Annotated in this window: 15 protein-coding genes; 11 read left to right on the top strand and 4 right to left on the bottom strand. The window is 62.9% G+C overall.

Going from position 1 to position 12148, the window contains the following annotated elements; translation table 11 throughout:
- Positions 1-60 precede the first annotated feature (60 nt).
- Complete coding sequence (locus NKJ09_RS04380) at positions 61-360, top strand: DUF982 domain-containing protein (protein WP_352482820.1); 300 nt, start codon at positions 61-63, stop codon at positions 358-360.
- Between the two features lie 29 nt (positions 361-389).
- Here NKJ09_RS04380 and NKJ09_RS04375 read toward each other — a convergent pair whose 3' ends face one another.
- The 4 genes from NKJ09_RS04375 to NKJ09_RS04360 all read right to left on the bottom strand — a co-directional run bounded on the left by NKJ09_RS04375 (position 390) and on the right by NKJ09_RS04360 (position 2713).
- Complete coding sequence (locus NKJ09_RS04375; RefSeq protein ID WP_352493906.1) at positions 390-887, bottom strand: hypothetical protein; 498 nt, start codon at positions 885-887, stop codon at positions 390-392.
- Positions 888-972: 85 nt separating this feature from the next.
- Positions 973-1563, bottom strand: a complete 591-nt coding sequence (locus NKJ09_RS04370; RefSeq protein WP_352494026.1) for a LysE family translocator — start codon at positions 1561-1563, stop codon at positions 973-975.
- 49 nt (positions 1564-1612) lie between these two features.
- Positions 1613-1798 (bottom strand): hypothetical protein, encoded by a 186-nt coding sequence (locus NKJ09_RS04365; RefSeq protein WP_352482822.1) that lies wholly within the window; start codon positions 1796-1798, stop codon positions 1613-1615.
- A gap of 84 nt (positions 1799-1882) precedes the next feature.
- Positions 1883-2713 carry an SIR2 family NAD-dependent protein deacylase gene (locus NKJ09_RS04360; RefSeq protein ID WP_502895875.1) on the bottom strand — a complete coding sequence of 277 codons (831 nt, stop codon included), beginning with the start codon at positions 2711-2713 and terminating at the stop codon, positions 1883-1885.
- A 212-nt stretch (positions 2714-2925) separates the two neighbouring features.
- Here NKJ09_RS04360 and NKJ09_RS04355 point away from each other — a divergent pair, with 212 nt between their 5' ends.
- The 10 genes from NKJ09_RS04355 to NKJ09_RS04310 all read left to right on the top strand — a co-directional run bounded on the left by NKJ09_RS04355 (position 2926) and on the right by NKJ09_RS04310 (position 12147).
- Positions 2926-3702 (top strand): heme-binding protein, encoded by a 777-nt coding sequence (locus NKJ09_RS04355; RefSeq protein ID WP_023716604.1) that lies wholly within the window; start codon positions 2926-2928, stop codon positions 3700-3702.
- A 71-nt stretch (positions 3703-3773) separates the two neighbouring features.
- A complete protein-coding gene (locus NKJ09_RS04350) occupies positions 3774-5567 on the top strand; it encodes a methanol/ethanol family PQQ-dependent dehydrogenase (RefSeq protein ID WP_502901760.1) in 1794 nt (597 codons plus the stop codon).
- A complete protein-coding gene (locus NKJ09_RS04345; RefSeq protein WP_352482827.1) occupies positions 5548-6417 on the top strand; it encodes a substrate-binding domain-containing protein in 870 nt (289 codons plus the stop codon). Before NKJ09_RS04350 ends, NKJ09_RS04345 begins: the two co-directional genes overlap by 20 nt.
- The gene (locus NKJ09_RS04340) at positions 6414-6947 is read left to right on the top strand and encodes a c-type cytochrome (RefSeq protein ID WP_023716601.1); all 534 of its coding nucleotides are present in this window, start codon (positions 6414-6416) and stop codon (positions 6945-6947) included. Before NKJ09_RS04345 ends, NKJ09_RS04340 begins: the two co-directional genes overlap by 4 nt.
- A 38-nt stretch (positions 6948-6985) precedes the next feature.
- Complete coding sequence (coxB, locus tag NKJ09_RS04335; protein WP_352482828.1) at positions 6986-7960, top strand: cytochrome c oxidase subunit II; 975 nt, start codon at positions 6986-6988, stop codon at positions 7958-7960.
- Positions 7957-9933, top strand: coding sequence for a cytochrome c oxidase subunit I (gene ctaD, locus NKJ09_RS04330; RefSeq protein WP_352482829.1), 1977 nt, complete (start codon positions 7957-7959; stop codon positions 9931-9933). The genes coxB and ctaD overlap by 4 nt, the downstream gene beginning before the upstream one ends.
- Positions 9930-10535, top strand: coding sequence for a cytochrome c oxidase subunit 3 (locus NKJ09_RS04325; RefSeq protein WP_352482830.1), 606 nt, complete (start codon positions 9930-9932; stop codon positions 10533-10535). Before ctaD ends, NKJ09_RS04325 begins: the two co-directional genes overlap by 4 nt.
- Positions 10536-10575: 40 nt before the next feature.
- Positions 10576-10878, top strand: a complete 303-nt coding sequence (locus NKJ09_RS04320; RefSeq protein WP_352547417.1) for a hypothetical protein — start codon at positions 10576-10578, stop codon at positions 10876-10878.
- Complete coding sequence (locus tag NKJ09_RS04315; RefSeq protein WP_352482832.1) at positions 10875-11753, top strand: cytochrome c oxidase assembly protein; 879 nt, start codon at positions 10875-10877, stop codon at positions 11751-11753. Before NKJ09_RS04320 ends, NKJ09_RS04315 begins: the two co-directional genes overlap by 4 nt.
- Positions 11734-12147 carry a c-type cytochrome gene (locus NKJ09_RS04310; protein WP_352482833.1) on the top strand — a complete coding sequence of 138 codons (414 nt, stop codon included), beginning with the start codon at positions 11734-11736 and terminating at the stop codon, positions 12145-12147. The genes NKJ09_RS04315 and NKJ09_RS04310 overlap by 20 nt, the downstream gene beginning before the upstream one ends.
- Position 12148 lies beyond the last annotated feature (1 nt).

Below are 12148 nucleotides of genomic sequence, written 5' to 3'. Positions count from 1 at the left end.
AGGCCATGTGACTCGCTGAGGCTAATTTATATCAAGGGTGGTTAAATCGGGAGGACCGCCATGCTGGAGATAAAGTTCGATGCTCCGGTTTGCATCTACTTCGGCAAGCCGGGCCGATCGCGAATGGTCAGCTCCGTTTTCGAGGCTTCTTACTGCCTCAAAAGCGAGAAATGGCCTGCCCGCAATGCCCCGTTGTCGCTGATGGCGGCAGATGCATTGGATGGCGCCCAGATCGGCCAGATTACGGCAGCGGAAGCCCGCGAAGCATTTATCGACGCGGCTTTGGAAGCGAAGATTCTTGTCGAAGGCGAGCCGCATGACACGCATGCCCCGACAGCCTTCATGCCGGACGGCGGGTGAGCTGGCAGGCTGCTTCCCCGCAGTGCCGTTTATCGCGAATGGCTGGCTTCCTCGGCCTTTTTCTTCCGCTGCTGCCTGAGGACCTCGTCGGTTCCGACCAGCTTCTTCGATCCGCCGGGGATCGCGGTGGAAACAACAGCCGGCGGGTCGCTTGCCGGGAAAGAATCCTCCAGACCCGCCTGCAGCTGGTCTTCTAGCGTCTGCGGCTCCTCCGAGCGGCCAGGGGTCCTTCGGGTGTCTACATTCTCCAGCGGCTGTGTCATGTCCGGTGAAGACCTGACTTCTCGAATCCAGCCATAGAGCTGTTCGATGGCAAATTCCTTCATTGTGTCGAAATCGGCCTTTTCGTCACGCGATGCCTCGATTTGGTCGACCATGGTCTTTTCGAACCGTTCGAGGCTCTCGCTTCCACACGCCCGGCAGAGACGCACCAGTGCCTCGCGCAATATGAGCGGCGCAAAGTGCGCTGTCGCCTCGAGCCTGAGCTGCTGCAAACGCTCCGGGGTGGCGGCTTGGACCTTCGACATGCTCGACCTCTTCGCCTTGTGGAGCATGTCAACGAAAATTGTCGGCGGATGTTCCATGACGCACCGCCGGTGCATCGCTCGATCCTCAGCGGTGTGCGCCACCACCGAGTGCCATGCGGATACCGAGACCGACGACGAAGCAGCCTGCCACGCGCTGCTGCCAGAGCCTTACCTTCGGTCGCCTCATGATCCAGGCCCCGAGCGTGCCGGATGCGAGCGCATATGTGCCCAGCACCAGCACACCGGTCATCTTCTGGGTGCCTCCGAGCAGCAGCAATTGCAGTGTAACCGATCCGCGAGCCGGATCGACGAACTGTGGAAGGAAAGCCACCATGAAGGTTATCGGCCAGGGATTTACCAGATTGGCGATCATCCCTTCGCGCGCAGCCGCGAGCGGCCCGACGGCCGCAGGCTTCTCGACTTCGACCCCGTCCGACGGCAACAATACCAAACGTGATCCAAGCCAAACGAGATAGGCCGCGCCCATCCAGCGAAGCATGGCAAAGGCAAGGGGCGACGCCTGGAGCAGCGACGATATGCCGAGGGCAAGGAGCGGCAACTGGACCATGCCGGCGCCGAGGGTCATGCCCAGAACGGTTAACAGGGCAACCTCCCGGCCCTGCCCGATGCCACGCGCCATCACCAGCAGACTGTCAGGCCCCGGCGGCATCTGCATCAAGATGACCGTCCCGAGAAAGGCCGCCCAAGAGGCGTGATCCATGCCGCTACTTCGCCCAGGTTTGGTAAGATGCCTTCGCGCTATCCTTCAACCGACCGGCATCTCGCATCATCTTGAGCGCTTCATCCCTGGTCAGGCCGCATTTGCGGGCAAAGAAATTGATCTCATAGACCTGCTCGGCCGACAGGCCATGTTTGATATGCACTCTTCGCTTGTGTTTGCGTTCGTTCATACAGGCTTGATCCCGTGAGACTTAGCCTCCCCAACTCACATCGGGCCGGCCGGTTCCCCACAGCTTCGTCACGGCGCAGGCTTTTCAGGCGCCGTCTGGCCGGCCGACCCTGTCCTTGAGTTCGTTCAGGAATGCGAGCAGCGCGTCCTCCGGATCGTCGGCCTCTTCGGTCAGCATATCGATGCCCCAGCGGCCGAGAACAGCCTCCTGGACGATGCTCGGCTGCGACATGAAGATGAAGGATTTCGGACGGCTCTTCTCGTAGCCCGACCGCTGCCAGGTCTGCCAAAGCCTATGCAGCAGCAGACGGATGTTCATGTCGGACATGCTGTAGCCGATGAACAGGATGGTGCGCCCCAGCGCGTCGGCCCGAAATTTCACATCGAGCGGCGAATCGAACGACAGCCGTTCAAAATAATCGGTCTCCGCCAGAACCAGCGATTTGTCGTCGTCGAAATCGCCGTGGAATTTGATGATCTGGGTGACCTCGCCTGTTGTCTTGGGCAAGTCCTTTGCATTGGCCACTTTCACAAAGGGCCGGCCATGGATCTCGAAGGCAACCTCGAGGTTGCGATCATAATTGGTGGTGTAGATGATCGGAAAATCGAGCGACACGATAAGCTTGTGGATCGCCGAGCCCCGCACTTTTTCCCGCGATACGCTCCATTCGCGATCCATCCAGCTGCGCAAAGGGCCGAGGCTCCCCTGCTTCAGCCGGTAATATTCGGCAAGGGCCTGATAGTTGGCCTCCGGTGCGCCGATCATGTCCTCGTCGAGGCCGAGCTCGTTTTGCATGTGCTCGATGAGCTTTTGCCAGGACGGTAAGCCGACGCTCATCGATACTCCGGCGCCAACGAACAAGACCGCTCGCCGCTCTTTCACCGATTGAGCCAGTTGCTCGACTGCAGACAGCATCCGACACAACTGCGAACAGCGCCCTCCGTTCCGGCCGAGCCCGGACCACCGCGGGAATAACTCCAATTTGCGGTTGAATGAGAACGCCCGGATCAACTATCCCGAGCGCCGGCCGCCGAGTTTGGCCGACGGAATCCGACATTTATTTCATTCCATTTGGCACTTCTGCGCCTCTCGCGCGTTGGGAGTGTTCAACAAAGACGGCGCAGCTAATGGATCGCCATCGGATTGTCTCAGTAGCATTATGTCTGTTCCTGCTTACAATCGGCGCCGTCCAGCAAAAGGCTTGGGCTCAAGCACCTTGCCCGGCCGACCATGACAAATTGCTGGCCGCCCTCAAGGCCAACGTCAAAGCCAGCGGCGGCCCCGGCAATGGCGGCTTCGATACCAATGAATGGGCGGCAATCGTGGCTCGCGACGGAACTGTCTGCGCCGTCGCCTTCAGCGGGCCTACCGCCGACGCCCAGTGGCCCGGCAGCCGACTGATCGCCGCCGAAAAAGCCAATACGGCCAACGGGCTCAGCCTCGCGCAGATGGCTTTGTCCACCGCGAACCTCTACGCGCCGGTGCAGCCCGGCGGTCCTCTATTCGGCCTCCTGGCCACCAATCCGGTCAATCAGGCGGCAGCCTATGCGGGCGATCCTTCTACGTATGGAAGCTCCAGCGATCCATTGCTGGGAAAGCCCATCGGCGGTGTCGTCGTGTTTGGCGGTGGCCTGGCTCTCTACGACGGCAAGGGGATCGTCGGGGCCCTCGGGATAAGCGGCGATTCCTCTTGTGCCGACCACAATGTCGCCTGGCGGGTGCGGGCCGCACTCGGGCTGGACAAGGTACCGGCCGGCGTCAACCCAAACCGCAAGGACGCTATCATTTTCGACCTCGATCCCGGCGGCAAGAGCGCTTCCGGCTGGGGCCATCCATTGTGTGCCGGAACCGAGGCGGACGTAGCCGCAGAGCTTGGCGCCGGTGTCGGCGGGTCGATACGCTAATGAGGCAAGTGCGACAGGTGGCAGCGAAAACCAGTGTGTCAGCCAAAAGGGGAGAAAGGCCAATGGCTGCGATGCTGGGATGGACGCTGCTGGCATGCTTCGCGCTAGTTACCACGGCGGTTGCTCAGTCAACGTCAAGCTTTGCGATAAATCCGCCGTCCGCAGCTGCTCCGCCCGACGACGGCCAGTGGGCGATGCCGGCAAAGAACTACGCCTCGACCCGCTACAGCGAACTTGCGGAAATCACCGAGGACAACGTCAAGAACCTGCAGGTGGCCTTCACATTCTCCACTGGCGTCAACAAGGGCCAGGAGGCTGCGCCCCTGGTCGTCGGCAACACGATGTACATCGTGACGCCGTTTCCCAACATCCTCTACGCGCTTGACCTTACCAAGCCCGGCGCGCCGATGAAGTGGAAATTCGAGCCCAATCCCGAGCCTGCGGCGCAGGGCGTTGCCTGTTGCGACGTGGTCAACCGCGGTGCGGTCTTCTTCGACGGGCGCATCTATTTCAACACGCTCGACGGCCATACCATCGCCGTTGATGCAGCCACCGGCAAACCGGTCTGGAACACCCATATCGGCAACATCAATATCGGCGAGACCATCACCATGGCGCCGCTGGTGGTCAAGGACAAGGTGCTGGTCGGCAATTCCGGCGGCGAAATGGGCGTGCGCGGCTGGATCAAGGCGCTCGACGCCGGCGACGGGCACGTCGTCTGGACGGCCTACAACACCGGCCCGGACGCCGAGGTGCTGATCGGCCCCGATTTCAAGCCGCATTACGACATGGACAAGGGCAAGGATCTCGGCGTGACGTCATGGCCGCCCGATGCGTGGAAGATCGGCGGCGGCAATGTGTGGGGCTGGATCTCCTATGATCCGGATCTGAACCTTATCTTCCACGGCACCGGAAATCCCGGCCCGTGGAATCCGGATCTGAGGCCCGGCGACAACAAATGGACCGCCGGCATCTTTGCCCGCGATCCCGACACCGGCGCAGCCAAATGGTTCTATCAATGGACCCCGCACGACCTCCATGATTACGACGGCATCAACGAGCAGGTGCTGCTCGACATGACTTGGCAGGGCAAGCTCCGCAAGGTCCTGGTCCGACCGGAACGCAACGGCTATGTCTATTTGCTGGACCGCACGACGGGGGAGGTATTGTCGGCGGTGCCGTTCGGGCCTGTCAATTCCAGCAAGGGCGTCGACCTCAAGACCGGCCGGCTGATTGTAAATCCCGACAAAAAAACCGGCACCGGTAAGGTCGTGCGCGACATCTGCCCCACCGCATCCGGGCTAAAGGACTGGCAGCCTTCGGCGTTCTCGCCAAAGACCGGCCTGCTCTACATTCCGCACAATAACATGTGCATGGACGAAGAAGGCGTCGAGGTGAATTACATCGCCGGGACGCCCTATGTCGGCATGAACGTGCGCATGATTCCGGGGCCGGGCGGCAATCGCGGCGCTTTCACCGCCTGGGATGTCGCCGCCGCCAAGCCGGCGTGGAGCCTGAAGGAGAACTTTCCGGTGTGGAGCGGCGCCGTCGCCACCGCCGGCAATGTCGTGTTCTATGGCACGATGGAAGGCTGGTTCAAGGCGGTCAGCGCCAGGACCGGCGCGCTGCTTTGGCAGTTCAAGACGTCGTCCGGCATCATCGGCCAGCCGATCACCTATCGCGGCCCAGACGGGCACCAATATGTCGCGGTCCTTTCGGGCGTTGGTGGCTGGGCTGGGGCGATCGTATCCGGCGATCTCGACCCGCGCGACGCCACCGCCGCGCTGGGCTTCGTCAACGTCATGAAGGATCTGAAGGATGTAACCACGCCGGGAGGTACGCTGTATGTGTTCCGGCTGCCTTGAGACGATCGGCCGAGTTGCGCGGCCACGGAGAACGCGACCGCGGCGGCTTGCCGCCGCGGTCGGTGCACTGGCGCTCTCGCTTGTTGCCCCCCTTGCCGATGCGCGCGAATTGAGAATCTGTGCCGATCCCAACAACATGCCGTTCTCCAATGCCGCCAGGGAGGGCTTTGAAAACAAGATTGCCGAACTCGTCGCCGAGGAGCTTGGTGCGACTGTTTCCTACACATGGTGGGCACAGCGGCGCGGCTTTGTGCGCAACACGCTGAAAGCCGGCCTGTGCGATCTGGTGCCCGGCACACCCGCCAATCTCGAAATGCTGCGCACCACCGCGCCCTACTACCGGTCTTCCTACGTCTTCGTGACACGAAAGGATGCGCCGGAAATCACGTCCTTCAACGATCCTCGCCTGCGCGATCTGCACATCGGCGTCCAGCTGATCGGCGACGACGGCGCCAACTCGCCACCCGTCCAGGCGCTCGGGCGCCGCGGCATCGTCGGCCATCTCATCGGCTTCCCGGTCTATGGCGACTATTCCGCGCCAAACCCGCCAGCGCGCATCATCGAGGCGGTGGCGAATGGCGACATCGATGTTGCCGTCGTCTGGGGACCGTTGGCCGGCTACTTCGCCGCCAGGCAAAAAGCTCCGTTACGAATTACGCCGGTTGCGCCGCGTATCGACGGTCCGCTGCTGCCGATGATCTACGACATCTCGATGGCCGTGCGCCGCGACGACGATGCACTGCGCGGTGAGGTAGACGCAGCTATTGCCAAACACCGCGCCGAGATCGATACGATCCTGGCGGAATATGGCGTGCCTCGCCTCGACGGCGCCGGGGCGGCAGTGCGATGAACCGCGGCCTTCCATGCTTGCTGTCGGCGATGCTCGTCCTTGCCGCTTGCCAGCGCGAGGAACGCGACACGCGTCCACAGTCGGTGCTCGGCTCGGGCGACCAACCGGCGGCCGTGACGGCCCTCGAGCCGGGCGGCCAACGGCCGGCCTCGTCCGACAACAAGGCCGGCGTGTTCGAGGCCAACGCCTTCCACCTCAGCGAGGGCAAGCGTCTGTTCAACTGGTTCAACTGTTCCGGCTGCCATGCCAATGGCGGCGGCGGCATGGGCCCGGCCCTCATGGACCAGAAGTGGCTCTATGGCAGCTCGATCGAAAGCATCCACGCCACGATCAGGGACGGCCGGCCGAACGGCATGCCGAGCTTCCGCGACAAGATCCCTGACGACCAGATCTGGGAGCTTGCCGCCTTCGTCCGCGCGCTGAGCGGCAACGCGCCAAAGTCCGCTGCGCCGAGCCGCGACGACGACATGATGCCCCATCCATCCGAAAATCGCCTGCCGGACGCCGCGACGCTGGGGAAGTCGCCGTGAACCGCCTTCTTTGCAGGGTGTGCTGCAGCACAGCCTGCATGCTGCTCCTTGCAGGATGCAGCGGCTGGCAATCCGCGCTCGACCCGAAAGGCCCGGCCGCGGGCGAGCTTGCATGGCTGATCTGGTTCTTCACCGCGCTGTGCACGGCGGTCTGGCTTCTGGTGATGGCCGTGCTGATTACGCCATTGGCCCGGCGCCCGGCGCCGCTCGGCGATCCGCTTGTCCTCGACGCTGCCGCCGAGCGCAGCAAGATGCGAATTGTCGTCGCCGCACTCGCCGCTACCGCCCTGATCCTGGTCGGCCTGACGCTGCTGAGCTACTTCGCTAACCGGACGCTCGCCGCCATCGGCTCGGATGCGGCGCTGACGATCCGGGTGACCGGGCATCAATGGTGGTGGGAGGTGCGCTACGAAAACGATCAGCCGAACCGCATCCTGACGACCGCCAATGAAATCCACATCCCGGCGGGGGAGCCGGTGCGGCTTGTCGTGACCTCGACCGACGTCATCCATTCCTTCTGGGTGCCGAACCTCTCGGGCAAGCTGGACCTCATTCCAGGCCACGAGAACGTTCTCGATCTGAAGGCGGACAAGCCCGGCGTCTATCGCGGCCAGTGCGCCGAGTTCTGCGGCGCGCAGCATGCCAATATGAGCACCTTCATCGTCGCCGAACCCCGGCCCGTCTTCGACGCGTGGCTGAACGATCAGCTGCGGCCGGCGGTCGCTCCTGCCTCTGGCGAGGCAAAAGCCGGCCATGACCTATTCCTCAAACGGCCTTGCGTGATGTGCCACAAGATCGGCGGCACCATCGCCGGCGGTACGGTCGCTCCCGACCTTACACATATCGCAAGCCGGCAGACGCTCGCTGCCGGAACGCTGGCGATGAGCCGCGGCAATCTCGCAGCCTGGATAGCCGATCCGCAAGGGATCAAGCCAGGTGCCCACATGCCCGTGGTGGGACTAAACGGGGACGAGCTGAATGCGATCGTAGCCTATCTCGAAGGCCTGAAATGAGCAGCGCCGACCTAGCCCATGAGCGTGACCTCGCCCAGCAACGCGCCGCAGCACAAAAGGGTGACCTAGCTCCCGAGCACGACGGTCCTCGCGATACCGGCCTCGACGACGCCAGCCTTGACCGCTGGCTGGCGCGGACATGGCAGACGGCACCGGGCATCATCGGTGCGCTCTCGAGCGTCGACCACAAAATTGTCGCGCGGCGCTACCTGATCACCGCCTTCTTCTTCCTGTGCCTCGGTGGCCTCAGCGCCGTTGCCATGCGCATCCAACTGTCGGGGCCGGAGCGCGGGCTGATCGGGCCCGACCGCTACAACCAGCTGTTCACCATGCATGGCGTAACCATGATGTTCTTGTTTGCAGTGCCGATCGTTCAGGCGACTGGCATCTACCTCGTGCCGCTGATGGTCGGCACCCGCAACATCGCCTTTCCGCGCCTCAATGCATTCAGCTTCTGGATTTATCTCTCCGGTGGCCTCTTCGCCTGGGTGTCGTTTGCACTCGACATGGCGCCCGACGTCGGCTGGTTCTCCTATGTGCCGCTGTCCGGCCCTGAATTCGGGCCAGGCAAGCGTTCCGACGTGTGGGCGCAGATGATCACCTATACCGAAGTGTCGTCGTTGGCGGTCGCGGTTGCCACCATCGTCACCGTGCTGAAGCAACGCGCGCCGGGCATGTCGCTGGACAAGATTCCGCTCTACGTCTGGGCGCTGCTGGTCACCTCCTTCGTGATCGTGTTCGCCATGCCGGCGGTCATGATCACGTCGACGTTCCTGATCCTCGACCGGCTGGTCGGCACCCATATCTTCAATCCCGCCGAGGGTGGCGACGTACTGCTCTTCCAGCACCTGTTCTGGTTCTTCGGCCACCCCGAAGTCTACATCATTTTCCTGCCGGCCACCGGCATGGTGTCCTCGATCATCGCCGCTTTCGCCCGGCGTCCGGTATTCGGCTATCTGGGCATGGTTCTGTCGCTGATTTCGGTCGGCTTTCTGTCGTTCGGCCTATGGGTCCACCACATGTTCGCAACCGGCTTGCCGAAGCTCGGCGCGAGCTTCTTCACCGCGTCGAGCATGCTGATCGCCATCCCGAATGGGCTGCAGATCTTCTGCTGGCTGGCGACATTGTGGGACGGAAAGCCGATAGTCAGGACGCCGCTGCTGTTCGTGTTCGGCTTCTTCTTCACCTTCGTCGCAGGCGGCCTGACCGGCGTGATGCTGGCCTCGGTCCCATTGGACCTGCAAGTGCACGACACCTATTTCGTGGTCGCGCATTTCCATTACGTGCTGATCGGCGGGTCGGTGTTCCCGCTGCTCGGCGCGACCTATTTCTGGTTCCCCAAGATCACCGGCCGGATGATGAACGAGCGTCTCGGACGCTGGCACTTCTGGCTTGCCTTCATAGGCTTCAATGCGGCGTTCTTTCCGATGCACATTGTCGGGCTGTGGGGCATGCCGCGCCGGGTCTACACCTATCCGGCGGAGCTCGGCTGGGGCAACATCAACCTGTGCATCACAGCCGGCGCGGTCGTCCTGTTCCTGAGCTTCGTGCTGTTTACCATAAACCTGGTTCACAGCGCCTTGAGGGGCGCGCCGGCCGGGGACAATCCCTGGAATGCGGGCACTCTGGAATGGGCGACAATGTCTCCGCCGCCTAACTACAATTTCGCCCATATTCCGGTGGTTACACATGCCGAGCCGCTGTGGGCCGAACGCGATACGCTGCCGGTGGCGACTGGGCTTCGTGTCGACGTGCGCGAACTTGTTATTTCGACCGTGGCAGAGGCGCATCCCGATGTGCGCGAGAAGTCGGCGACGCCATCGATCTGGCCGTTATTCGCCGCCCTCGCCGTGGGCGCCACCTTTCTCTATTCGATCTTCAGCCCGTGGGCGGTGGTCTGGGGAGCCGGGCCGATCGCCATCACCTTGATCGGCTGGTTCTGGCCGAAAGGCGATCCGGAGGACGAGGAATGAAACAGCGCCCGGCCGCGGATCTTTCCGAACTCCCGACCTTCGGGCTCGGACCGCGCAGCCCGACCTGGTGGGGCACCCTCGCCTTCATGGCGCTTGAGGGCACTGGTTTCGCGCTCGCCGCAGGCGCCTATCTCTACCTTGCCTACCTGTCCCCCGAATGGCCGCTCGGCGTGCCGCCGCCCAACCATTGGCCGGGCACCATCGTCATGCTGTTGCTGCTCGCCAGCGTGGTGCCCAACCACATACTGAACCGCTACGCCGAAGCCTGTGCCATGGTGCCGGTGCGCATCGGCCTGCTGGTGATGTCGCTGCTCGGCATCGCACCGCTTGTCGTGCGCTGGTTCGAATTTCCGGCCCTCAACATTTATTGGGATACCAATGCGTATGGCTCGATGCTGTGGGTGCTGCTCGGCCTCCACACCACACATCTGATCACCGATGTCGGCGACACGCTGGTGCTGACGGTTCTGATGTTCACGCGCCATGGCTATAGCGGCCGGCGTTTCGGGGATGTGGGCGACAACGTCTTCTACTGGGATTTCGTGGTCGCGACCTGGATCCCGATCTATCTGTTTATTTACTGGACGCCGAGGCTGGGTTGAGATGCGTGCGGTTCGGTACGGAACTTCCTGGGGTGGGCTGTTGTCGGGGCCATTGGCCTGGGCGGTATCGACGCAACTGAACTACGCGGTTGTCGAGTGGCAGTGCGCTCACAGGATTGCGATCATCCCCGTCATTGCGTTGGTGTTGGCGGTGCTGGCCTTGCTCGGCGGCGCGCTTTCGTGGCGGGCGCGACAGCAAGGCGGCGCCGCCTTCAAACCGGAGCGTACGCGCGGCACCGAAGATTTCGTCGCCAATGTCAGTATTCTAAGCGCGGTGCTGTTTACGCTGGTAATCGTCATGCAGGGCGCTGCCTCGCTCATTCTTGACGGCTGCATACGATGAGCTTCGAGGCGCTCTTCTCGACCTCCATCTGCTACGGTGCCGGCGCCCCTCAGGCCGGTTGGACGCTGGCGCTGCCAATTACGCTGCCGTTGGCAGCGATCGCACTGCTTTACACCGCTGGAGCCGCTCGGTTGTGGCGGCGGAGTGCTCGCAGCCGCCCGTTGCGGCTGTGGCAAGCCCTGCTGTTCGCGGCCGGCTGGGTCATTCTGGCAGCAGCGCTGGTCAATCCGCTCCATGCATTGGGTGAGCGCGTTTTCACCGCCCATATGATCGAACATGAGCTGCTGATGGCGGTGGCGGCGCCCTTGCTGGTCGCCTCCTGTCCGGCCGCGGCGATGATGTGGGCATTGCCGATCAAGCTGCGGCAGGCGCTGGGCACAGCCGGGCACGCCAAGATGCTGCGAGCGGTTTGGGTCGCCATCAGCCGCCCTGCAGCCGCCACCGTCCTGCACGGCGTCGCGATATGGGCGTGGCACGTTCCGGCCCTGTTCGAGGCAGCGCTTGGACAGGGTGCCCTGCACTATGCGCAACATGCCAGCTTCCTCGGTAGCGGCCTGCTGTTCTGGTGGGTGCTGCTGCCGCGCCCCGGCCGCGAACAAGCCTATGGCAGCGCGGTCATGCACCTTTTCTTCACCTCGCTGCACACCGGCCTGCTCGGAGTGCTGCTGCTGGTCTCGCCAAGGCTGTGGTACCCGGAAAACGCCGCCGGCGCAGAATTGTGGAGCCTTAGTCCGCTCGAGGACCAGCAACTCGCCGGTTTGGTGATGTGGGTTCCGGCCGGCCTGATCTATGGCGGCGCGGCGTTGCTGCTGGCCGGCCTGTGGATCCGCTCGAGCAGCCGAAAGGAGGCGCCGCATGCGCTTCACGCTGTCTAAAGCCATAATCGGCGCTGCGGTAATTGTCGTGCTCGTTGCAGCCCTGGCCGGGATTGCGTTGTACTTCGAGCAAAGCCGTCGGGTCGAGCAGAAGGCCGACGATGCGACCGGCGGTGTCGGCGCCCGCGCCATACCGATCATGATGGCCAATGGCTGCGCCGGTTGCCACACCATCACCGGCGTTCCCGGAGCGCAAGGGCTGGTCGGCCCGCGCCTCGACGCCAGCTTGGCCAACCGGGTTTACGTCGGCGGCGTCTTGTACAACAAGCCGGAAAACTTGATCCGCTGGATCCGTGCGGCAAGGGAGATCAGCCCGCATACGGCAATGCCTTCGACCAGAATTTCCGAGCAGGAGGCGCGGGACGTGGCTGCCTACCTCTATTCGCTCAAATGAA

It is taken from the genome of Mesorhizobium sp. M0189, assembly GCF_040322135.1.
In the GTDB taxonomy this organism is placed as follows: Bacteria; Pseudomonadota; Alphaproteobacteria; order Rhizobiales; family Rhizobiaceae; genus Mesorhizobium.
This window is presented reverse-complemented; position numbering and strand designations above follow the sequence as displayed.

Bases quoted from the DNA above. Each gene is read 5' to 3' on its own strand.
- ctaD (WP_352482829.1), top strand. From the start codon at position 7,957: ATGAGCAGCGCCGACCTAGCCCATGAGCGTGACCTCGCCCAGCAACGC.
- NKJ09_RS04365 (WP_352482822.1), bottom strand. From the start codon at position 1,798: ATGAACGAACGCAAACACAAGCGAAGAGTGCATATCAAACATGGCCTG.
- NKJ09_RS04340 (WP_023716601.1), top strand. From the start codon at position 6,414: ATGAACCGCGGCCTTCCATGCTTGCTGTCGGCGATGCTCGTCCTTGCC.
- NKJ09_RS04355 (WP_023716604.1), top strand. From the start codon at position 2,926: ATGGATCGCCATCGGATTGTCTCAGTAGCATTATGTCTGTTCCTGCTT.
- NKJ09_RS04310 (WP_352482833.1), top strand. From the start codon at position 11,734: ATGCGCTTCACGCTGTCTAAAGCCATAATCGGCGCTGCGGTAATTGTC.
- coxB (WP_352482828.1), top strand. From the start codon at position 6,986: ATGCTGCTCCTTGCAGGATGCAGCGGCTGGCAATCCGCGCTCGACCCG.
- NKJ09_RS04350 (WP_502901760.1), top strand. From the start codon at position 3,774: ATGCTGGGATGGACGCTGCTGGCATGCTTCGCGCTAGTTACCACGGCG.
- NKJ09_RS04375 (WP_352493906.1), bottom strand. From the start codon at position 887: ATGTCGAAGGTCCAAGCCGCCACCCCGGAGCGTTTGCAGCAGCTCAGG.
- NKJ09_RS04380 (WP_352482820.1), top strand. From the start codon at position 61: ATGCTGGAGATAAAGTTCGATGCTCCGGTTTGCATCTACTTCGGCAAG.
- NKJ09_RS04345 (WP_352482827.1), top strand. From the start codon at position 5,548: ATGTGTTCCGGCTGCCTTGAGACGATCGGCCGAGTTGCGCGGCCACGG.
- NKJ09_RS04360 (WP_502895875.1), bottom strand. From the start codon at position 2,713: ATGCTGTCTGCAGTCGAGCAACTGGCTCAATCGGTGAAAGAGCGGCGA.
- NKJ09_RS04315 (WP_352482832.1), top strand. From the start codon at position 10,875: ATGAGCTTCGAGGCGCTCTTCTCGACCTCCATCTGCTACGGTGCCGGC.
- NKJ09_RS04325 (WP_352482830.1), top strand. From the start codon at position 9,930: ATGAAACAGCGCCCGGCCGCGGATCTTTCCGAACTCCCGACCTTCGGG.
- NKJ09_RS04370 (WP_352494026.1), bottom strand. From the start codon at position 1,563: ATGCAGATGCCGCCGGGGCCTGACAGTCTGCTGGTGATGGCGCGTGGC.